A 20,975-nucleotide genomic window follows, 5' to 3' on the forward strand; every position below is an offset into this window, starting at 1 on the left:
GCCCTTCGCTCGCTGGAAAGCGGTACCCCGGCTAGAAGTTGATCATGTGGCCGGTCAGTCCGTGGAAAGCTTCCTGCAGCGCTTCACTGAGGGTCGGGTGGGTGTGCACATTGCGGGCGAGTTCGGCCGCTGTCAGGTCCCACTTCTGTGCCAGGGTCAGTTCCGGCAGCAGCTCCGAGACGTCGGGGCCGATCAGGTGCCCGCCCAGCAGTTCCCCGTACTTGGCGTCGGCCACCAGTTTCACGAAGCCCACCGGTTCGCCCAGCCCGTGGGCTTTGCCGTTGGCGGTAAACGGGAAGGTGCTGACTATGACCTCGTGACCCTCGTCGCGGGCCTGCTGTTCGGTGAGCCCGAAGCTGGCTACCTGCGGCTGGCAGAAGGTGGCACGGGGCATCATGCGGTAATCGCCCAGCGGCAGGGTTTCCGCCTTGCCGATGGTTTCAGCTGCCACCACTCCCATGGCCTCCGCCACGTGGGCGAGCTGGAGCTTCGCAGTGATATCGCCGATGGCGTAGATGTGCGGGACATTGGTGCGCATGTAGTCATCGATGCCGATGGCTCCGCGGTCGGTGAGCTCCACCCCGGTTTTTTCCAGGCCGAAGCCCTCGGTGCGCGGGGCAAAGCCGATGGACATCATCACCCGGTCGGCTTCGATGCTGCCCTGCTGGCCGTTCTTGTCCGTATAGGTGACTGTGACGGACGAGCCGTTGTCCTTCACCGTTTCCACCTTGGTGGAGGTGAGGATGGGGATGCCGAGCTTCTTGTACTGCTTGGTGATCTCCTTGGAGACGTCCACATCCTCGTTGGGCAGGGCCCGGTCCAGGAATTCGATGATGGTCACATCCACGCCGTAGCTACGCAGCACATAGCCGAATTCCATCCCGATGGCCCCGGCACCGACGATCACCATTTTCTTCGGCAGGTCCCGGTCCAGGATCTGGGCTTCGTAGGTGACCACGTTTTCGCTCAGTTCGACGCCGGGCAGCAGCCGTACGTAGGTCCCGGTGGCGATGATCGCGTTGTCGAACGTGATGCTCTCGCTGCCGCCTTTGGACAGGTCCACCTCGAGGGTGTGGTCGTCGGTGAAGACGCCGTGGCCGTCGTACTCCGTGATCTTGTTCTTCTTCATCAGGAAGTGGACGCCCTTGACCCGGCCGTCGGCGACCTGGCGGCTGCGGTCAAAGGCCGCTCCGTAATCAAAGGTGACGTCGCCGCTCATGCCGAACGTCTTGGCCTGGTTGGTGAAAATCTGCGCCAGTTCGGCATTGCGCAGCAGTGCCTTGGACGGAATGCACCCGACGTTGAGGCAGACGCCGCCCCAGTATTTCTCCTCCACGATTGCCGTCTTCAAGCCCAGTTGGGCCGCGCGGATGGCGGCCACATAGCCTCCCGGTCCGGCCCCGAGGACCACGACGTCGTAATGTTCGCTCATGGGAACCAACTCTCCTTGCCTGGGGGTGCGGGGAAATTCCTCAGCCGGTTTAAGGCTCTCACGAGGTGCCGCCAAGGGCACGGGTGCCGGGAACGATCAGATGTAGCCCCGGTAACCGGACCAGGCCCGGCGCCGCTCCGGAAACGGATCCGATTCAATCCGGTCCAGCTTGTCGAACACGCGGGTTTGCCGGCGGACTTCGTCGTAGGCCGGCCAGTCACTGCCGGGGTGGGAATGCCGGGCCAGGCTCAGCAACGAACCCTGGAACCGTTTGGACAGGGCCCTCAGCTCTCCTGCTCCGCCCAGCAGGGTCAGGGCCTTGGCGGTTCCGATTCCGATATCCCCGAACATCACCGGCACATCGAAGGAATGGGTGGCGCCGAACCCCAGCAGGTTCATTGCCGGTGTTGCATAGTCATAGCGGTATGCCCAGGTGGGAGCAACACGCGAGTGGCCCTCGGCAACCATCTGGCTGGGATACCAGAACACCAGGTCGCCGCTGATATCCACCGAACGCTGCCGGGACGGGTAGCCGGGATACGCAGCCACCACCCGGTCCCGCGCCAGCGGATCGGTGCCTGCAAACATCTTCTCGATCCGTTGGGGCGTGGACGGCAGGATGTTGGAAACCTTCGCGAACAGCGCACCCTCCCGGGCCATGGTGCCCAGCACCAGGGGAACCGGATTCGAATCTCCGGCAAGGAACATGTCAACGGGGTGCCTGGGCAGGAAGTCGCCGTCTATCACCGGTGACACACTCAGCGACCCGGGCTGCTTGACCGGACCGATCTTAGTGGTCAGTTTCCGGGTGGCGTTGACCAGTTTCGCCGCGGGCAGCCCGGTCAGCGCTTCGGCGGCGCCAGAGGGCGGTACGCCGAGGATTTCCAGCAGATCAGCTGCCCACGCGGCGTGCATCTCCGGAGAATAGGCCGCCGATGGTGCCGGACTTTGCGCATAGGCCTGGTGGAACAGGGACCGGGCACTGGGAACGCACATCAGGGAGGTGACGGCGAGGCCGCCGGCGGATTCCCCGAAGAGGGTGACGTTGCGGGGGTCACCGCCGAATGCTTCGATGTTCTGCTGCACCCATTCCAAAGCGGCGACCTGGTCCCGCAGGCCCAAGTTGGCATCGAACGGCCGGTCCGGCGTCGAGTACGCGCGGAAGTCCATGAAGCCCAGCGCACCGATGCGGTAGTTGAGCGACACGTAGACAACGCCGCCGTCCCGGACCAGCCTTGTGCCCCGGTACGTCGGCTCCGCCGAGGACCCGGAGCTGAAGGCACCGCCGTACAGGTAGACCAGGACCGGCAGCAGCCCGTCCGCGGGTTCCAACGGTGCAGAGACATTCAGGGAGAGGCAGTCCTCGTCCATGGCCACCCGGCGCCGGGTTCCGGTGCGGCTGGGAGCTTTGGACTGGGGTGGAACAGGCCCAAAGCTGCCGGCGAAGCGGATACCGCTCCAGCTCTGCGGCGGCTGCGGCGCCCTGAGCCGGAAGCCGCCCACGGGTGGTGCCGCGTAGGGGATGCCGCGCCAGGTGCGCACGCCGTCGTCGACTATGCCCTGTACCAGCCCGCTGCCGGTTTCAACCACCAGTGAAGCAACGTCAATAGCCACAATCGACTCTTTTCAGCCGGGGGAACCGCTGACCTGCGACTACCTACGATAGGCGTGCGTCGATTGGGCCACCAGATCACGACCCGTTGCCGGCCGTCCCGGCCCAACATCCCCGGACCCGGCATCCCCGGGCCCGGCATCCGGGCCCGGCATCCGGGCCCGGCCGTCCCGGTGCCTAGGCTGCGGTGGCGAGCTGCCGCTGTGAACCGGCGCTGCGCCGTCCATGGGCGGGCCTCGCCCCCAGGCGGCGGTGCAGGATGGCTTCCCGAAGGCAAAGTGCAGCCACTGCTGCGACGTTGAGGGCGATTTTTGTGCCCGTTGACCAATCGGTGCCGACGCACAACATCCAGACAAGGATCAGGACGGGCACCTCCGCCGACCTTAACGCCTTCACAGGGCGCTTCCGAGGCGCGCCAATGGAGTGCGCGGAATCCCTGCGCACCTGTACTGAACCGTAATGCCGTTGCTCCCGCAGGCCGCTGAGGCAGCACTGCGGTATTCCATCCTTGGAGCCATGAGGACACTTCTTCCGTGAAATCGCCCGAGACCTACGTTCCACACCTCCCAAGGATGCGTCACAGCATACTTTGTATCACATCCGGCACCGTGCCGCCGGATCGGAGGCCGGCGCCGGATCCGCCGGGTGCCCGGCGGCCAGCCGGGGCTAGGCTGCGCTGACTTTCCCGTCCGCGACTTCCCAGCGCGTGTCGAGCCGGACGTTCTCCAAGAGCCGCCTGTCGTGGGACACCAGCAACAAGGCCCCCTCGTAGCTCTCCAGCGCCTCTTCGAGCTGCTCGATGGCGGGCAGGTCCAAGTGGTTGGTGGGCTCATCCAGGACCAGCAGGTTCACGCCCCGGGCCTGCAGGAGGGCCAGCGAAGCGCGGGTACGCTCCCCCGGGGACAACGCGTCGACGCGGCTCGCCACCTGATCCGCCTTGAGCCCGAACTTGGCCAGCAGGGTCCGCGCTTCCGCGGATGAGAGTTCCGGGACAGCAGCTTCAAAGGCTTCCCCCAGCGGCAGGTGGCCCGGGAGCTGGCCGCGGCCCTGGTCGATTTCCCCCACCGCGACCGAGGCGCCCAGGGAGGCCGTGCCGGCATCGGGCACCTCGCGCCCCAGCAGCAGCCGCAGCAGCGTGGACTTGCCGGCACCGTTGGGGCCGGTGATACCGATCCGCTCCCCGGCGTTCACCTGCACCGACACCGGGCCGAGGGTGAATCCACCCCGGGTGAGTGCGGCGTCGTTCAACGTGGACACCACCGAGCTGGAGCGGGGCGCAGACCCGATGCGCAGCTGCAGCTGCCACTCCTTGCGTGGTTCCTCCACCTCGTCCAGGCGGGCGATCCGTGACTCCATCTGGCGGACTTTCCGTGCCTGCTTTTCGGATGACTCGGTGCTGGCCTTGCGCCTGATCTTGTCATTGTCAGGGTTCTTCTTCATGGCGTTGCGCACGCCCTGCGAGCTCCATTCCCGGGTGGTCCGGGCGCGGGAAACCAGATCCGCCTTCTTGTCAGCGAACTCGTCGTACGCCTCGCGGGCATGCCGGCGGGCGACGGCGCGTTCCTCCAGGTACGCCTCGTAGCCGCCGTCGTAGACCGCCACGCTATTCTGTGCCAGGTCCAGCTCCACCACGGTGGTTACGCAGCGGGCGAGGAATTCACGGTCATGGGACACCAGCACGACGCCGCCGCGGAGTCCGCGGACAAACTGTTCCAGACGTGCCAGGCCGTCCAAGTCAAGGTCATTGGTGGGTTCGTCGAGCAGGACGATGTCGAAGCGGCTCAGCAGCAGGGCGGCCAGCGCCACGCGTGCCGCCTGCCCGCCCGAAAGCCCGGCCATCCCGGTGTCCAGGCCGAGCTGCAGGCCCAGGTCCGCCAGTACGGCGGGTGCCCGGTCTTCCAGGTCGGCTGCGCCGGACGCCAGCCACCGGTCCAGTGCGGCCGCATAGGCGTCATCCGCCCCGGGGAGTTCCGATCCCAGCGCCTCGGCAGCAGCCTCCATGGCTTCGGTGGAAGCCGCCGCCCCGGTACGCCGGGCCAGATACGCGCCCACGGTTTCACCGGCGAGCCGTTCGTGTTCCTGCGGCAGCCAGCCAACAAAGGCATCGGCCGGGGATGTGCTGACCGTGCCGGCCTGCGGTTCGGCCGCTCCGGCGAGCAACCGCAGCAGCGTCGATTTGCCGGCACCGTTGGCGCCCACCACGCCCACGACGTCCCCCGGCGCGACGGTGAGGGAAAGATGCTCGAAAAGGGTGCGGTGGGCGTGGCCGCCGGAAAGGTCCCGGGCGACGAGGGTTGCAGTCATGCCTCCATTCTATTTTGTGCACGCACCTGTTTCGGCTCAGGTCCGCGGCGGTAAGGTAGGCACCTGTTCCGTACCTAAGGACGATCATGACCTCCATGCATCCATCCGGTCCCGGTGCCCTTCGGCTGATCTTTCCGCAGTGGCAGGGCGCTGCCGGAGCAGGCGCCGTCGGTTCGCTGCCTGCGGGTCAGCCGCACCAGACCCAGCTTTCCTACTATCTCGGACCTTCCCTGCTCGAGTTGCTCTCCCCCGCCCATGAGGGACCTACCGCCTTTGTGCCGGTCAGCACCGACACAACGGATAAGGCAGTGGAGACGGTGGACGGCATTTATGCCCGCGAAGCGGTCCTGCGCCAGCTCCGGGAAGGGCTCCGGCTGGTGTCGGAAGCCGATCCGGCGTCAGTGGTCACTTTCGGCGGGGAATGTTCGGTGAGTGTCGCTCCGTTCAGTTACCTGGCCGCCAGGTACGGGCCGGACCTGGCGGTGCTGTGGGTGGATGCGCACCCGGACACCGGGACCCCCGGCGACAGTTATACCGGGTTCCGGTCGATGTCCCTGTCGGCGCTCGCCGGGGAGGGCGACGCCGAATTCCTGGCCGCGCTGCCGGCAGTGGTGGCGCCGTCAAACGTCCTCCACGTTGGCCTGCAGGACTGGCAGGATCCCGGCATGGCCAATAAGCGCCGGCTGGGGATCTCCAGCGTCGGGATCACCGACACTCCGGAGGATACCCGCCGGATTCTGGATTGGCTGGCGCTCACCGGAGCTACGAAGCTGGCCATCCACGTGGACCTGGATGTGCTGGACCGGCGGGATTTCACCGGAGCAACGGGCAACGGCACCCGGGGCATGCGGGTGCCGGATCTGCTTCGGATTATCGACGCCCTGGGCGATGCCGGGGAGATAGTCGGCCTCTCGCTCGCCCAGCACGCACCGCTGGAACTCCTCCGCCTGGGCGGACTGCTGCGGGACCTGCCGGTCTAGGTCAGCGGTAGCCGCGGTACCCGTTCCAGGCTTCCCGGCGGTCCCGGTGCGGATCATGGATCACGTTGTCGGTGCCGTCGAAGACCTTGGTGGCGCGCGTCTCGACGCTGTACTCCGGCCACAGGCCCGGACCTCCGGTGCGGGCAAAACGCAGCAGCGCACCGCGGAACCGGTTGCCAACGGAAACGGCAGTGCGCTTGCCGCCGAGCAGCGTCAGGAACCGGCCCAGTCCGTCGTCGTAGTTTCCGAACACCGCAGGGATGTCCATAGCGTGGGTGGCACCCATTCCCAGCAGGTTCGCCATCCGCGGGGCATAGTCAAACCGGTAGGACCACGTGGGCGCGTACGCGCTGTGCCCTTCCGCCACCTGGATACTGGGCAGCCAGAAGACGACATCCCCGCCTACGTCCACGGCAGCGCGCTTGGACGGGTAGCCGGGGTAGGCGGCGAGGACCTGTTCCTTGAGCTCCGGTTCCGTGCGGGCAAACATCGTGTCAATCCGTTCCTCCGTGGTGGGGAGGATGTCCTGCACCCGGTCGAACAGCGCGCCTTCGCGGAACATATTGCCGATGACGAGCGGGATCCGGTGCGCCTTGCCCGTGCGGAAGGCATCGATGGGATGCAGCGGCAGGAACTCCCCGTCGACCACCGGTGCTACGGCCCGGGCACCGGGCTCGGACTCCGGCGTGACCTTGCGGGTGAGCGTGCCGACTGCCTTCACCAGGCGCTGGGCGGGCAACGTGGCCAGCGCATTCGGCGCGTCCTCTTCGGAGACCCCCAGCAGCTCGATCAGGCTGGCTGCCCACTTTTCCGGCAGGCCGGGGCCATAGGCAGTAGAGGGTGCCGAACTCTGCACGAAGGCCCGGTGGAAGAGCCCCTCGGCAGACGGAACGCACATCAGCGCAGTAATCGACATGGCGCCGGCAGACTCGCCGAAGACCGTCACGTTCCCGGGATCCCCGCCGAAGGCGGCAATGTTGCGCTGGACCCAGCGCAGGGCGGCGACCTGGTCCGCCAGCCCGACGTTTACGTCGAACGGCCGCTCCGGCGTCGAATACCGGCGGAAATCCATGAAGCCGAGTGCTCCCAGCCGATAATTCATGCAGACGTAGACCACATCCCCGCGTTCCACGAGGTTCCGGCCGTCATAGTCCGGCGCGGAAGCCGCCCCGATGGTGAACGCGCCGCCGTGGAAATACACCAGGACCGGGCGCGGCGGTGCCTCGCCCACCGGTGCAGTGACGTTGATGGTGAGGCAGTCTTCGTCCATGGGAGTCTTCCGGCCGGCACCCATGGACGGCAGTCCGCGTTCCTGCGGCGCTACGGGACCGTAGCGGCCGGCGTCCAGCACGCCCTCCCACGGCTCCACGGGCCGCGGCAGGCGCAGCCGCAGCCCGCCGACCGGCGGGGCCGCGTACGGTATTCCCCGCCACGTCCGCACGCCGTTCACTAGTGTTCCCCGCACCATTCCGTCCGACGTCGAAACAGTGAGGTCCGGCTGAGCCGTAGTTGTTGCCACAGCGTTCCTTCCGCGGTTTTTCGAGCCCAGCGCGATCATATCCGCGCCGCGGAGGCCGCCGCTATCCCCGCCGAACCTATTCGCACGAACTGCTAAGCCCTTGGCGGACGGGAGGGGCGCAAACCCTGCACAAGTTCAACAGCATGCTTATGGTGGAGGAACCGTCACCAACCAAAGGAGTAACGCATGTCCCGCATCGCCATTATCGGAGGTCACGGAAAAGTCGCCCTGCACCTGGCCCGCCGGCTGACCGACAAGGGTCACACCGTCACCTCCCTCTTCCGCAACCCGGACCACGCAGCCGATGTGGAACAGACCGGCGCGGAAGCCGTCGTCGCCGACGTGGAAAACCTCTCCACCGAACAGATCACCGAACTGCTTCGCGGGCAGGACGCCGTCGTCTGGAGCGCCGGGGCCGGGGGCGGCACCCCCGAACGCACTTTCGCCGTGGACCGGGACGCCGCAATCCGCTCCATGGACGCCGCAGAAGCCGCTGGAGCCGGCCGCTACGTGATGGTGTCCTACTTCGGTGCCGGCAAGGACCATGGAGTCCCCGAAGACGACGGGTTCTTTGCCTACGCCGAGGCCAAGGCGGACGCGGATGAGCACCTGCGGGCCAGCGGCCTGAACTGGACCATCCTTGGCCCCAGCGCGCTGACCATGGATCCCGGCACGGGCCGGATCGAAACGGGAGCAGGAGTCGAGGGCAAGTCCGTTTCGCGCGAAGACGTTGCCCACGTGGCCGCCGAAGTCCTCGAACGCCCCGAAACCGCCGGAAAGACCATCGAGTTCAACAACGGCCCGACGCCGATTGCCGAGGCCCTGGATTCCCTCGCCTAGCCGGTCCATCAACAGCAACGGCAGCCGCACCTGCGGCTGCCGTTGCTGTCTGCCCGGTGTTAACCAGTGATTTTGTACTTCTCGCGGTCCGCGGCGTCGAGGACCTGCTGTTCTTCAACGGCCATGGCGCCGCCGCCGCGGCTCCGCGGCATCCACCACGCGCCGGGCTCGGGCGTCACGGGGTAGGTATCGATGCAGTAATCGATTCCCTCCTGCAGTTCCTCCTGCAGCCGGCGGGTCTCTTCGACAACGTCGGCATCCGCTCCGACGCGCATCATTTCGCCCACGTGCACGCGCACCGGGGTTTTCCAGACGGCCTTGATGCTTAGGCCGTGCCCGCGGGTCAGCATGCGGTGGCCGCCCCAGACCGATACCGGAATGATCGGGACACCGGCCTCGGCGGCCATGCGCACGGCGCCGGTCTTCAGCTGCCGCACGGTGAAGCTGCGGCTGACGCCTGCCTCGGGCAGGACCGCAAGGTAATCACCGCCGCGCAGCTTTTCTACGGACTCCTTGTAGGCTGCTGCGCCGTCGGCACGGTCCACCACAATGTGCTCGCACCAGTCGCAGACAGCCTTGACGAACTTCTTTTTCGTGGCTTTCTTGGTGACGAGGAACCGCATGTGGACCTTCAGCTTCCGCCACATCAGGAGCTCCGCGAACGCGAAGTCCAGGTAGCCGAAGTGGGTAATGGCCACCACTGCCCCCTTGCCGGGGACGACGGTGCGGTTCAGGCCGTGGATGTCTTCGTGGGCGGGAAGGTTCTCCAGGCCGGAGGGGATCACGGGGACCCTGAAGAGGCTGCGGGCAGTGAGGCCCGTAAATACGATGCCTCGATAGACGAACTTGTTGGGGTTACGCTTTGCGGGCAACGTCGGCTCCTGAGTCGGGGGGAATTTCGGGGCAGGCAACGAAATTCTACCGCGGTGCCCGATGGACGCCGGCCTGTTTGTCCGCGCGGCGGGGAAATGTCCGGCTCCGTGCTTCCCAGGTCCTCGACCAGCAGACGGGGGCCCGTTTGGCGGCTATCTTTTAGCCATGGTGATACGCGGAAGGTTCGCCGGCCGGGGGCCGGGCGGAAGGCCGCGCACCGAACCGGCCGCCCCGGCCGATCCTGCTGCCGCACGCGACGCACAACTCGGCGACGTCGACTGGTTCGCTCTTCCGGAGGGAGCGGTCCGTTCACGGTTCGCGGCGCCCAGCGGGTCCCTGGCTGCCGTAAGCATGGGAGAGCCGGGCAACCCGCCGGTGGTCCTCGTGCCCGGTGCCATGGGGTCGAAGGAGGACTTCTCCCTGGTTCTGCCGGAGCTTGCGGCTGCAGGGTATTTCGCCTTCTCCTTCGATCTTGCCGGGCAGTACGAATCGACGGGCGCGGGCCCTGAGCATCTCCGCCCGCCGCGCCAGCGGTTCGACTTCGATCTGTTTACGGACGACCTCACGGCAGTGCTGACAGCGTGCGGCCCGGCCCATGTGGTGGGCTATTCATTTGCCGGCATTGTTGCCCAGCTGACCCTGCTGAAACGGCCGGACCTGTTCCGCAGTATTACCCTGCTCGGCTGCCCGCCCCAGGGCGGGCAGAGTTTCCGCGGCGTGAGCTGGATCGGCTGGGCGGCCCCCCTGGTCGGGGACAGGATCAGCGCGGACCTGATCGTCTGGGGTGTGAAGCGCAATTTCATCCGCGCTTCCCCGGGCCGGATGGCGCTTGTCATGCACCGGTTCACGCTCACCCGGAAGGACTCGATCCGGGACATGGTGGGACTGATGCGCCACGCCCCGGACCTGAGGCCGGCCCTGCGCGCCACCCCGGTTCCCAAATTAGTAGCCGTGGGCGAGCATGATGTGTGGCCGCTGCAGCTGCACCGCAGTTTTGCCGACAGCATCGGGGCGTCCTTTGCGTCCTACAGCAGCGGACACAGTCCCAGCGAGCAATCGCCGTACGAGTTCACCCGCGACCTGCTGCGTCTGTTCGGTTCCGCGTCCTGAGAGCGGCCCGCTCCCTGCGGCGCCGCAGCGGCGGCTCCTCGCGGAACTCCACTTTGAAGGTGTCATAGGCCATGGCCACCCGCCGGCCGAGGCCGCGCCACGTGTTGAAGGGCCGTGCGGAGACGGCCACGCGCAGGTCCGGATCCCACCGGACCTGCATCCCGGGACGCAACTGATAGCAAAGGTCAAGGTCATCATGCACCCGAGGATTGTCCCGGTGCACCCGGGTCCTTAGCCGGTTCCACATGCTGCAGTGGAGGCCGAAGTTGGAGCCGAAGATCGGCGGGTGGCCCATCAACAGTGTCATGGACCAGCGGTACCCGCCGATGTAAAGGTGTTCCGCGATCCACCGGATCAGCCGGTTAGCACCGTAGAACTGACCCGGTCCGGTCACCGCAGTGTCTTCCCCCGCTTCAAGCAGGTCTGCTTCCAGCCGTTCCAGCCATTGCGGCGGCGGTACCGAGTCCGCATCCAGCCGGGCCAGCCATTCGCCCCGCGCCTCGTCAAAGCCGCGGAACGTCGCGGAGGTGACCCCCACGCGGGGTTCGTAGATCCGGCGCACTCCCGCTGCCCGGCAGACGTCCGCCGTTGCATCGGTGCTGGCGTTGTCCACGACCAGCACCTCGTCCGGCGGCCGGGTCTGCCGTGACACCGCGTCCAGGCAGGCGGCCAGCATGACGGCGTCGTTATGGGAAGGGATTACCACTGTGATAGTTGACATCGCGTCCTGGCTGCCGGTTGTCCGTTGCCCTCCGATTCTGCCACCGCACCCCTGCCGCGGCCATGCCGCGGGCAGCGGGGGCGGTGCCGGGCACCAAAACGGGAACCGCCCTTCCCGGACCGGCCTTCGTCCAACCGCCCGTCACGCGGCTTAACCCGCGGACATACGGGGCCACAATCCTTGGCGGGGCGAAAGCTGCGCAATTAGCGTGGCAGGGCTGCGGCAGTCGGCTGCGCAATCCTCTTTTCCTAGGAGCAGTTCAATGCTTATTTCAGGCCTGCTGGTCGGGTTGGCACTCGGATTCGTTATGCAGCGGGGCCGCTTCTGCGTCACCGGAGCCTTCCGCGATGTCTGGGTTACACGCAATACCCGCTGGCTCACCGCGTTCCTGGTGGTTGTGGCCGTGCAAAGCGTCGGCGTCTTCGCCTTGGACGCCGCGGGCGTCATCACCCTGCAGGCCGAGGCGTTCCCCTGGCTGGCAACCATCGTGGGCGGCTTCATCTTCGGCTTTGCCATTGTGCTGGCCGGCGGCTGCGCCACCGGAACCTACTACCGCGCCGGCGAGGGCCTGGTCGGCAGCTGGCTGGCGCTGATCTCCTACGCACTGTTCGCCGCGATCATGAAGACGGGACCCCTGGCCGGTTTCAACACCGCGATGCGTTCCGTGACCGTGGAGCAGAGCAATTTCTACTCCGTCCTGGGCATCTCCCCGTGGCTGTTCGTGGCGGTGCTCGTCACCGCCGTGGCACTGGCGGTCCGGCACCACCTGGCCAAGCCCAAGTTCGCCATGGCCGCCCTGCCGGCGTCGAAGACCGGACTGGCGCATCTCCTGTTCGAAAAGCCGTGGAATGCCTTCGCCACCGCCGTCGTCATCGGGCTCATTGCCACGGCCGCCTGGCCGCTGAGCTGGGCCACCGGCCGGGAAGACGGCCTGGGCATCACCACCCCCTCCTCCAAGCTGGTCACCTACCTTGTCACCGGCGATGCCGAGCTCGTGGACTGGGGTGTGTACCTGGTCATCGGCATCCTGCTCGGCTCCTTCATCGCAGCCAAGGGCAGCGGTGAATTCCGGGTCCGGGTCCCCGACGCCGCAACCGCCGTGAAGAGCCTCGGCGGCGGTGCCCTGATGGGCATCGGCGCCGCCCTGGCCGGCGGCTGCACCATCGGCAACGCCATGGTGCAGACGGCCCAGTTCACCTTCCAGGGCTGGACCGCGCTGATCTTCATGATCCTCGGCACGGGCGTCGCTGCGAAGCTCACCATCATGAACCACCGACCGGCGCCTGCCTCCGCACGCGTCCCCGTCGGCGTCTGATTCCCCCACCCAAAAGCTCGAAAAGGAAATACACCATGGCACAGGTCACCCTGGAAACCAACGGATCCGTCTGCCCCTTCCCCCTCGTGGAGGCCAAGCAGGCTATGACAACACTGACCAGCGGCGATGAACTCGTCATCCACTTCGACTGCACCCAGGCCACGGACGCAATTCCGCGCTGGGCTGCCGAAAGCGGCTACCCGGTCACGGATTTCTCCAAGCGCGGCCCCGCGGAGTGGTCCATCACGGTGCAGAAGGCCTAGCACCGCTTGACCGCCGCACCGCTGAAGCCCGGCTCCTCCGTTCCGCGCCAGTCAAGAGCGCAGGATCCGCTGGCGCCGGGCTTCGGCGATGGCGGCGGTCCGGTTGTCCACACCGAGCTTTTCGTAGATGTGCACCAAGTGCGTTTTCACGGTCGCTTCGGAGATAAACAGCTTCCGGGCGATGGCCCGGTTCCCGAGGCCCGTTGCCAGCAGCTCAAGCAGTTCGAGTTCACGGCTGCTGAGGGCCGGAGCCGGACTCCGCAGATGGCCCATTAGCCGGGCTGCAACCACCGGCGACAATGCCGTCCGCCCGTCCGCAGCAGCAGTGACTGCGGTGCGGATCTCCCCGGGATCCGCATCCTTGAGCATGTAACCGGCCGCCCCGGCTTCGATGGCCGCCAGGATATCGGCGTCAGTGTCATAGGTGGTCAGAATCAGCACCGGCGGGCCGTCGGCCGCCCGGATTCTCCGCGTGGCCTCCACTCCGTCCATGCCGGCGCCCATCTGCAGATCCATCAGTACAAGATCGACTGGGGTGCCCAGCACCTCCTGTTTACGGACTTCGGCCACGGCTGATTCCCCATCCGCGGATTCGGCGGCAACCCGAATGCCTTCAAAGTCCTCCAGCATGGCGCGCAGACCGGCCCGAACAACCGGGTGATCGTCAACCAACAGGATCCGCATCACTCTCATGTCCGTGTCTTCGCCGGAGCCGGTTCCGCCGGTTGCTCGGCAGCCGGCAGCGGAAGCCGTACCGCCACCACCGCGCCTTCGCCGGGCGCGGATTCGATGCTCAGCACCCCGCCCAGATCCGCTGCCCGCTCGCGCAGGGAGAGCAGCCCGAATCCGCTGCCGTCCCGGCGGGGGACGTCCGGGAGCGTTGCGGTGCTGAAGCCCGCACCGTCATCGAAGACATCCAGCGTCACTGCGTCGGGGGCGTAGCTGAGGGTCAGTACCGCGGTATGTGCGCCGGAATGCGCCCGCACGTTGGCGAGGGAAGCCTGCGCCGCCCTCAGCAGGGTGGTTTCATACCGGGCATCGAGATCCACTGGCTCTCCGTCCACCCGGAGGGTGCACTCCAGCGGCTGACCGCCGGAAGCCGCCTGCCGGGAGTTATCGGCGCAAAGGCGCTCCAGCCCCGCGATGAGGGTCCCGCTCCCCGTTGCCGGTTCGGTCAGGCCGCGCACAAACTTCCTGGCCTCGGCCAGGTTTTCCGACGCAGTGGCCTGGACGGTGGCAATGCGTTCCCGGGCCAGATCCGCCTGTCCGCTTTCCAGTGCCGCGCCGGCCGCCCGCGACATCAGGACAATGCTGGAAAACCCCTGGGCCAAGGTGTCATGGATCTCGCGGGCCAGGCGTTCCCGTTCCGCCAGGACGCCCGCACGATGCTGGGACGCTGCCAGCTGCCCGCGGGTGCGCCGAAGCTCGGCCAGCGCACGCCGCTGGTTCACGCTTTCTCCGTGCAGCGCCGCGTAGGCGAAGCCCATCACCACCGCAAAAAGGGCCCCCACCACCGGGCCCAACAGGACTGCGAGAGTAAACCCTCCGGAGTGCACGCCTTGGGCGGCGACCACCGCAGCCGTCATCGCGGTTACTGCCGCCAACGCGGGCACGGTCCGCAGCAGATGCAGGTCCAGGAAGAACAGGGGGAAGGCCAGCCAGGAAAAATCGGCGCTTATCAGCAGCAGAAGAAGCCATAGGAACGTTACGGCCGCCAGCCAATAGGGCCCGGCACGGCCGGGGTCCGGCCCGGTCCCCGTTACTGCGTAGCGTTTCTCTGCCACGGTTCCGGCGAGATAGACGACGGCGAGCACACAGGCGCAGGCATAGGCAGCCACGAGGCGGGGTGTTCCGGGCCCGTCCAGGGTCAGCTGGACCAAAGCCAGAACAAGCAGCCCGGCGAAGGCAACGTGCAGGGCTACCCGCAGCAGGCGGAGCACGGCGTCCCCTGCGACGGTCGCTGCAGCGGCAGACACGGTGCCGGCGCCGCCGTCGGGACCCCCACTGCTTTGATTCGGCGCGCTCATGATTCCAGCCTAGGTCCGGCAGTCGGCGTCGGCATCAACCAAACGGTTGAGCGCAGGACCAACCGGTTTCTCCGCCCGGATCATCCGTCCATGCGATGGGTTCGCCCCGGAACCGGCGGAGGGTTGAAAGGTACCCTCCACTGCCGCTGCGGCGGCCGATCCGAAAGGAAGCAAAACGTGTATCTGGCACTCCGCGACATTCGCTTCGCCAAGGGGCGGTTTGCCCTGATGGGCAGCGTCGTCGCCCTGATTACCCTCCTTCTGGTGCTGCTCTCCGGGCTTACCGCGGGCCTGGGCAACCAAAACACTGCGGCGATCAAGGACCTTGGCTCCGCCGGGGTGAACATCGTTGCCTTCGGTGCACCCGACGGCGGTGAAGCCAAGGTCTCCTATACGGAATCAACCGTCACAGCTGAGCAGTTGGCTGAGTGGCGGAAGACGCCCGGCATCGAGACCGCTGAACCCGTAGGCATCACCCAAACGCGCATTACCGGCGGGGCCAGCGCAAACGTGGCTGTCTTCGGCGTCGAACCGGGCAGCACTCTCGCGCCCCGTCAGGTCGGCGACGGACAGATCCTCATTGGATCGGAAACAGCGGATTCCCTGTCCCTGGATCCGGGGGACGAAGTGCGCCTGGGCGGCCGGGTCCTGACTGTTGAAGACATTGTCGACCAGTCCTACTACAGCCATACGCCGCTCGTCTGGACGTCCCTGGCTACGTGGCAGGCTGCGGCCCATACCAACGATGAGGGCTCCGACGCGGCGCCGGTGGCCACCGTGATCGCCGCCTCGGGCTCCGCCGCCGAGCAGGCAGACGACGCCGCAGGCACAGTCTCCACGGGTATCCGCGGCTCTTTCAACGGACTGGGCGCCTACACCTCGGAAAACGGTTCGCTGCTGATGATGCAGGCGTTCCTGTACGGCATCTCCGCACTGGTCATTGTGGCCTTCCTGGCGGTCTGGACCATCCAGCGCACCCGCGACATCGCCGTGCTGAAGGCCTTGGGCGGCAGCTCCGCTTACCTGATGCGTGACGCACTGGCCCAGGCCGGGACCATCGTTGCCGCAGGTGCCGTCACCGGCGGGGTGCTCGCCGTACTGATCGGCCTGGCCGCCGCTGCGGTTGCTCCGTTCATCCTGTCGGTTTCCACCGCACTGCTGCCGATCCTCGGCATTGTGGTGCTCGGGCTTGCCGGGGCGGCCGGCGCCGTACGCCGGGTTGCCAAGGTAGATCCACTGACTGCTCTCGGCGGCAACTAGGGACCTCCAGTCTGTATTCCCAAGAAAGGACCAGCACAACATGGCAGAAACCTCAGATTCGGCATTTGTTCCACCCACCCGCGCAGCCACTGCCGCACTGCACCTGCAGGACGTAACCCTCGAATACCCCGACGGCGTCAGCACGCTGAAGGCACTGGACCGGGTCAGCCTGGCTGTTCCCCGGGGAAAGATCCTCTCGCTGGTGGGTCCGTCCGGGTCCGGCAAGTCCTCCCTCCTCGCCGTTGCCGCCACTCTGATACGCCCGGCGTCGGGCACCGTGACGGTGAGCGGCCGGGATGCCGGCGAACTGGACGACGCCGGCCGGACTGCACTGCGGCGTACCGCACTTGGCATTGTCTTCCAGCAGGCGAACCTGCTTCCGTCCCTCACGGCCGTGGAGCAGCTCGTCATCACTGACCGGCTGCGCGGCAGGGCCGGGAAGGAATCCGAGTCCCGGGCGCGGGAGCTCCTGGAACTCGTGGGGCTGTCCCAATCCAACGCGGCGCGCCATCCCCACCAGCTCTCCGGCGGACAGCGTCAGCGGGTCAACATTGCCCGTGCCCTGATGGGCAGTCCGTCCCTGCTGCTAGTGGATGAACCCACCGCCGCGCTGGACCACGACCGGTCCGAGGCGATTGTCCGCCTATTGGTTGCCGTGACACGCGAATTCGACCTGGGTACGGTGATGGTGACCCACGATACCGAGTTCGTGCCCCTGACCGATGAGGTGGCGGCCATGCGGGACGGCAGGCTTATTGAACACGGCCCCGCAGCCTAGTCCTTCCGACGGGCGCGGCTGGGCTGGACCCGGGGCGGCTCCCCCGGCATCTTCGGATAGTCCGGCGGGAAAGGCAGTTCGCCCAGGCCGTTGGCCAGGTCCCGTTCCCACCAGCCCAGCAGGACGTCGATGGACCCCGGCCGGGCGGACATCTCCGCCCAGGGATCCCCGACGGTGCGCAGCCGCTCGGGAACTGTCTGCATAGTGAAGTCCGCAGGATGCACCCATTCCAGCTCGTCCCAGGTGATCGGGCAGGAGACGGGTGCGTTCGGAAGCGCCCGGGGGCTGTATGCGCCGGCCATGGTCCGGTCGCGGTTGGCCTGGTTGAAGTCCACGAACACCCGCGTGCCGCGCTCTTCCTTCCACCAGGCCGTGGTCACCTTGTCCGGCATCCGGCGCTCCACCTCCCGGGCCGCGGCAATCACGGCATGCCGGACGTCCAGGAATTCACGCTCCGGGCGGATGGGCGCGAAGAGGTGGATGCCCCGGTTGCCCGAAGTCTTGATGTAGGCGTCCAACCCGGCCTCGGCGAGGATGGATCGCAGCTCCTGGGCCGGACGCACGGCGTCGTCGAAATCCGTGCCCGGCTGCGGATCCAGGTCAATGCGCAGCTGGTCCGGGTTGTCCGTGTTGTCCGCCCGTGACGGCCAGGGATGGAACACCACCGTGTTCATCTGCGCCGCCCACACCGCGGCGGCAGGTTCATCCAGGACCACCTGCGGGTGTGAACGCGCGCTCGGGTATTCCACGGTGACGGCGCGCATCCAGTCCGGCATGCCGCGCGGCGGATTCTTGGAGAAGAACACCTCTCCGCCGATGCCCTCCGGGAAGCGCTCCAGTGAGACGGGCCGGCCGCCGTTGGCCCGGATGAACGCCTCACCCACCTCCGCGAGATAACGGGCCAGATCCAGTTTCGTGATTCCGGGATCAGGCCAGATGACCCGTCCGGGACTGGAGATGCGGACCTGCCGCTCCCCCTCCGGGCCGGGAACGGCCAAGGTGGTTTCCTCGCGTGCCATCGTTCTGCTTTCCCTCATCGGACAGTGTGGGAAAGAGGCTACCGTGTCAGGCCGCAGGCTTCCCCCGCACCGGTTCCACCGGTGCGCCGGGCCGGTAGTTCTTCCGCCCGTGGACAAAGTGGTACAGCACCGTGGAGGCCAGCAGCACGGCGGCCAGCACCCAGTACATGCCGTGGAATCCCATCAGCGGCAGGAGCATGCCCAGAAGCAGCGGACCAAGGCCCACACCGGCGTCCATCAGGATGAAGAACGTGGACGTCGCCAGGCCGATCCGGGCCGCCGGCGCCGTTGTCACGGCAATCGCCTGGGCGCACGGCATCAGTGCACCGAAGCCGAACCCCACAAACACGCCGGCCAGGGCCATCACGGTGTCATTGGGGGCGTAGGCCAGCAGCGCCAGGCCGACGGCGAAGGACACCAGGGTGGGGTACACCACGGCGTTGTCACCGTGCCGGTCCTGGATGCGACCCACAAACAACCGCGAAACCAGCACCACGCACGCATAGACCACAAAGAAGAGGCTGGCGCCGAGCACCAGGCCTTCCGTCTGGGCATAGGAGTTAAGGAAGGAGAGGATGCCGGCGTAAGCCGCGCCGGCAATGAACATCACCGATGCGATGGCCAGTGCCGACGGATCGATGATGTCCGTGAGGTGCATCCGCCACTTGTTCTCTTGTTCCTCGGCGGTCGGTGTGCGTTCCGGCAGGGACAGCACCAGGGACAAGGCGAGGGCGACGGCGGCGCAGCCGGCAGCAAACAGGAATAGGGCGCGGTAACTGACGGACTCCGCCAGGAACACGGCCAGGAACGGGCCTACCGCGGTAGCCATCGTGGTGGAGATACCGAAGTAGCCGGTACCCTCGCCCCGCCGGTGGACCGGAATGAGCCCCATGACCGAGGCGGAAATACTCGTGCTGGCCGCTCCGAAGGCCATGCCGTGCAGGATCCGGACAATCAGGAGCAGCGCCAGGTTGGACGCCGGGATATACAGCAGCGAGGCCACCACGAACACCGCAAGGCTGGTCACCAGCAGCCGGCGCCGCCCCACGAAGTCCAGGAACTTCCCGGCGAATACCCGTGCCGCCAACGCGCCGAGGACGAAGGATCCGGAAGCAAATCCGGCAGCGCTGTCGGATGCGGAGAACTCCTGCACCGTATAGAGCGCCATGGTGGTCATCAACAGATAAAACACCAGTGAGATAAAGAGGTTCGTGATGATCGCCAGCACAAATCCCCTGGTCCATAATTTCTGACCGCTGCCAGCCACTGCATTCTCCTGTTTCCTCGGAACAAGCGACCGATATTGGAAGGCCGCCTAACAATCTTACGCGCCGTCGTCGCCGGTCGGGAAATCGGCCTGCCGCCGCCGTCCACGGGCTGGACTGCAGGAAATTGCAGTGATCCCGACCACATTTACCTGCGTGGTGATGCAGTCGTGACGGATGGGAAAACTTCAGTCACTCCTGTACCGGAGGGAGGAATTCTTCGAGCGCAGATCAGGGCGCAGGGACAGCGATTCCGAGGCGGTGGTACGCCTGTTACTGAAGGGGTCACACGCGTAACACCTGTCTCGAGGCCTGGATGACCAGCGACTCGGGGCTGGAGGAGAACCCCTGTTAATATTGAGACTGAAGCCGGCCGATGTGGCCGAAGAGGCAGATTTCGGTTAGCATATCGCGCCCTCGATCACACGCCTGAGAGAAGCAGATCACACAATGGTTATCCAACCGTAACTATCTTGTACGGTTATTCCCATGCCGCTTTCTGATGCGGCTCCCCCGGGCTTGTTACCTAGCTCTGCCGCTGGTCCCGGGGTCCACAGAACGCACAACCACGGCAGAGGCGGGGGAACCAATTATGGGTTCCTTGAATCCTTGGGGTTAAGTCTCCGGTTTCACCGGCGGCCGGGTGTCTCCCATCCGAATCCGACAGCTCACCTCGCAGGTATCGGGAGAGGTTATTACATGACTTTCAACAAGACTCGTGGACGCCACCGCGCCGAGAACATCGTCGTTGCTGGCCGCGGACGGACCATCGGCAGCGCCGCTGCAGTAGTCGTCGCAGGTTCCGGCCTGATGCTCAGCATGGCCGCACCGGCCTCCGCCGGAGTTGTCGCCAATGACAACTACACCCCGTCGCAGGCCGTTGCACCGGCCGCTCCGGTTGCAGCCGCACCCGTTGCAGCCGCACCGGTAGCTGCCCCCGCAGCTGCTGCCACCACCCACACCGTTGTTTCCGGTGACACCCTGGGCCAGATCTCCGCCGCTTACGGCGTTGGCCTGGACTCCGTCCTGGCGCTGAACGGCCTGTCCCTGGCTTCGATCATCTACCCCGGCGATGTCATCACCGTTGCCGGCGAAGCCGCTCCGGCCATTGCTGCCGAGCCCGTTGCGTCCTACGCCGCTCCGGCTGCAGCTCCGGCTGCAGCACCGGTCGCAGCACCGGTTGAGCCCGCCAATACCGGCGTGGTCACCACCCAGTCCACCAACATCACGCCGGCTGCAGCAACCCCCGCAGCCAGCGGCACCAACGCCATCATGCTGGCTTCGGCACAGTCGCAGCTGGGCGCAGCCCAGGACTGCACCGTGCTGGTTGAGGTTGCCCTGCGCGCCGCAGGCCACAGCGTGGGGGACCTTGCTCCCGCACAGCTGGCCGCCTACGGCACCCAGGTCTCCACCCCGGAGCCCGGTGACATGGTCTACTACGCCGACGGCGGCATGGGCCTGGCCCACATTGCCATCTACATCGGCAACGGCGAAGCCATCCACAGCGGCTGGAACGGCAACCAGACCGTAGTCCAGTCCGTCAACGTCGGCTCCGGCCCCGTGTTCTACCGCGCATAAGGCTTCCAGCCACACCGCGCCAAAATAAGCGTCCGTCCCGCAAGGGACGGACGCTTATTGCGTTAAGCGGTGAGGACCG

General features: G+C 66.5%; 19 protein-coding genes and 1 riboswitch. Of the genes, 8 read left to right on the forward strand and 11 right to left on the reverse strand.

Translation table 11 applies throughout. From position 1 onward, the window contains the following. Positions 1 to 31 precede the first annotated feature (31 nt). From lpdA to abc-f, 4 genes are all read right to left on the reverse strand, one after another. Positions 32 to 1,432, reverse strand: coding sequence for a dihydrolipoyl dehydrogenase (gene lpdA, locus NNX35_RS09185; protein WP_255766122.1), 1,401 nt, complete (start codon positions 1,430 to 1,432; stop codon positions 32 to 34). 96 nt (positions 1,433 to 1,528) lie between these two features. After that, the gene (locus NNX35_RS09190) at positions 1,529 to 3,046 is read right to left on the reverse strand and encodes a carboxylesterase/lipase family protein (RefSeq protein WP_255867570.1); all 1,518 of its coding nucleotides are present in this window, start codon (positions 3,044 to 3,046) and stop codon (positions 1,529 to 1,531) included. 175 nt (positions 3,047 to 3,221) lie between these two features. After that, on the reverse strand, positions 3,222 to 3,416 hold the full coding sequence (locus NNX35_RS09195; protein WP_255867571.1) for a hypothetical protein: 195 nt from the start codon (positions 3,414 to 3,416) through the stop codon (positions 3,222 to 3,224). A gap of 294 nt (positions 3,417 to 3,710) precedes the next feature. Next, the gene (abc-f, locus tag NNX35_RS09200) at positions 3,711 to 5,348 is read right to left on the reverse strand and encodes a ribosomal protection-like ABC-F family protein (RefSeq protein ID WP_255766120.1); all 1,638 of its coding nucleotides are present in this window, start codon (positions 5,346 to 5,348) and stop codon (positions 3,711 to 3,713) included. An 86-nt stretch (positions 5,349 to 5,434) separates the two neighbouring features. On the opposite strand from abc-f, the gene NNX35_RS09205 reads away from it, so the two are divergent. Then, the gene (locus tag NNX35_RS09205; RefSeq protein WP_255867572.1) at positions 5,435 to 6,328 is read left to right on the forward strand and encodes an arginase family protein; all 894 of its coding nucleotides are present in this window, start codon (positions 5,435 to 5,437) and stop codon (positions 6,326 to 6,328) included. Position 6,329: 1 nt separating this feature from the next. Here the strand turns inward: NNX35_RS09205 and NNX35_RS09210 are convergent, their stop codons facing one another. Next, positions 6,330 to 7,847: a carboxylesterase/lipase family protein gene (locus tag NNX35_RS09210; protein ID WP_255867573.1), complete on the reverse strand. Its 1,518-nt coding sequence runs from the start codon at positions 7,845 to 7,847 to the stop codon at positions 6,330 to 6,332. Between the two features lie 186 nt (positions 7,848 to 8,033). On the opposite strand from NNX35_RS09210, the gene NNX35_RS09215 reads away from it, so the two are divergent. After that, on the forward strand, positions 8,034 to 8,687 hold the full coding sequence (locus NNX35_RS09215) for an SDR family oxidoreductase (RefSeq protein ID WP_255766117.1): 654 nt from the start codon (positions 8,034 to 8,036) through the stop codon (positions 8,685 to 8,687). A gap of 59 nt (positions 8,688 to 8,746) precedes the next feature. Here the strand turns inward: NNX35_RS09215 and NNX35_RS09220 are convergent, their stop codons facing one another. Next, positions 8,747 to 9,559: a 1-acyl-sn-glycerol-3-phosphate acyltransferase gene (locus tag NNX35_RS09220; protein ID WP_255867574.1), complete on the reverse strand. Its 813-nt coding sequence runs from the start codon at positions 9,557 to 9,559 to the stop codon at positions 8,747 to 8,749. Between the two features lie 166 nt (positions 9,560 to 9,725). Between NNX35_RS09220 and NNX35_RS09225 the strand changes: the two genes are divergently transcribed. Next, positions 9,726 to 10,670, forward strand: coding sequence for an alpha/beta fold hydrolase (locus NNX35_RS09225; RefSeq protein WP_255863052.1), 945 nt, complete (start codon positions 9,726 to 9,728; stop codon positions 10,668 to 10,670). Here NNX35_RS09225 and NNX35_RS09230 read toward each other — a convergent pair. Further along, a complete protein-coding gene (locus tag NNX35_RS09230; protein WP_255867575.1) occupies positions 10,630 to 11,391 on the reverse strand; it encodes a glycosyltransferase family A protein in 762 nt (253 codons plus the stop codon). The two genes, NNX35_RS09225 and NNX35_RS09230, sit on opposite strands and share 41 nt — an antisense overlap. A 262-nt stretch (positions 11,392 to 11,653) precedes the next feature. Here NNX35_RS09230 and NNX35_RS09235 point away from each other — a divergent pair, with 262 nt between their 5' ends. Both NNX35_RS09235 and NNX35_RS09240 read left to right on the forward strand, forming a co-directional pair. Next, positions 11,654 to 12,706 carry a YeeE/YedE family protein gene (locus NNX35_RS09235; RefSeq protein WP_255867576.1) on the forward strand — a complete coding sequence of 351 codons (1,053 nt, stop codon included), beginning with the start codon at positions 11,654 to 11,656 and terminating at the stop codon, positions 12,704 to 12,706. A gap of 35 nt (positions 12,707 to 12,741) precedes the next feature. Continuing rightward, a complete protein-coding gene (locus NNX35_RS09240) occupies positions 12,742 to 12,969 on the forward strand; it encodes a sulfurtransferase TusA family protein (RefSeq protein ID WP_229952011.1) in 228 nt (75 codons plus the stop codon). 51 nt (positions 12,970 to 13,020) lie between these two features. On the opposite strand, the gene NNX35_RS09245 is transcribed toward NNX35_RS09240, so the two are convergent. Together NNX35_RS09245 and NNX35_RS09250 are read right to left on the reverse strand one after the other, a co-directional pair. Continuing rightward, positions 13,021 to 13,662 carry a response regulator transcription factor gene (locus NNX35_RS09245; RefSeq protein ID WP_304661137.1) on the reverse strand — a complete coding sequence of 214 codons (642 nt, stop codon included), beginning with the start codon at positions 13,660 to 13,662 and terminating at the stop codon, positions 13,021 to 13,023. Then, the gene (locus NNX35_RS09250) at positions 13,659 to 14,996 is read right to left on the reverse strand and encodes a sensor histidine kinase (RefSeq protein WP_255867577.1); all 1,338 of its coding nucleotides are present in this window, start codon (positions 14,994 to 14,996) and stop codon (positions 13,659 to 13,661) included. The genes NNX35_RS09245 and NNX35_RS09250 overlap by 4 nt, the downstream gene beginning before the upstream one ends. A gap of 177 nt (positions 14,997 to 15,173) precedes the next feature. Between NNX35_RS09250 and NNX35_RS09255 the strand changes: the two genes are divergently transcribed. Together NNX35_RS09255 and NNX35_RS09260 are read left to right on the forward strand one after the other, a co-directional pair. Further along, positions 15,174 to 16,256 carry an ABC transporter permease gene (locus NNX35_RS09255; protein WP_152272206.1) on the forward strand — a complete coding sequence of 361 codons (1,083 nt, stop codon included), beginning with the start codon at positions 15,174 to 15,176 and terminating at the stop codon, positions 16,254 to 16,256. Between the two features lie 40 nt (positions 16,257 to 16,296). After that, the gene (locus tag NNX35_RS09260) at positions 16,297 to 17,034 is read left to right on the forward strand and encodes an ABC transporter ATP-binding protein (protein ID WP_255867578.1); all 738 of its coding nucleotides are present in this window, start codon (positions 16,297 to 16,299) and stop codon (positions 17,032 to 17,034) included. Here the strand turns inward: NNX35_RS09260 and ligD are convergent. Together ligD and NNX35_RS09270 are read right to left on the reverse strand one after the other, a co-directional pair. Then, complete coding sequence (gene ligD, locus NNX35_RS09265) at positions 17,031 to 18,053, reverse strand: non-homologous end-joining DNA ligase (protein ID WP_255867579.1); 1,023 nt, start codon at positions 18,051 to 18,053, stop codon at positions 17,031 to 17,033. The genes NNX35_RS09260 and ligD overlap by 4 nt on opposite strands. 46 nt (positions 18,054 to 18,099) lie before the next feature. Beyond that, positions 18,100 to 19,320, reverse strand: coding sequence for an MFS transporter (locus tag NNX35_RS09270; RefSeq protein WP_255863057.1), 1,221 nt, complete (start codon positions 19,318 to 19,320; stop codon positions 18,100 to 18,102). Positions 19,321 to 19,869: 549 nt separating this feature from the next. Then, positions 19,870 to 20,014, forward strand: a riboswitch (cyclic di-AMP (ydaO/yuaA leader). A gap of 3 nt (positions 20,015 to 20,017) precedes the next feature. Between NNX35_RS09270 and NNX35_RS09275 the strand changes: the two genes are divergently transcribed. Continuing rightward, entirely contained in the window at positions 20,018 to 20,896 is an 879-nt protein-coding gene (locus tag NNX35_RS09275) for a LysM peptidoglycan-binding domain-containing protein (RefSeq protein WP_255867580.1), read from the forward strand. Positions 20,897 to 20,975: the final 79 nt, after the last annotated feature.

This window comes from Arthrobacter sp. zg-Y844 (assembly GCF_024385465.1).
GTDB lineage: Bacteria > Actinomycetota > Actinomycetes > Actinomycetales > Micrococcaceae > Arthrobacter_B.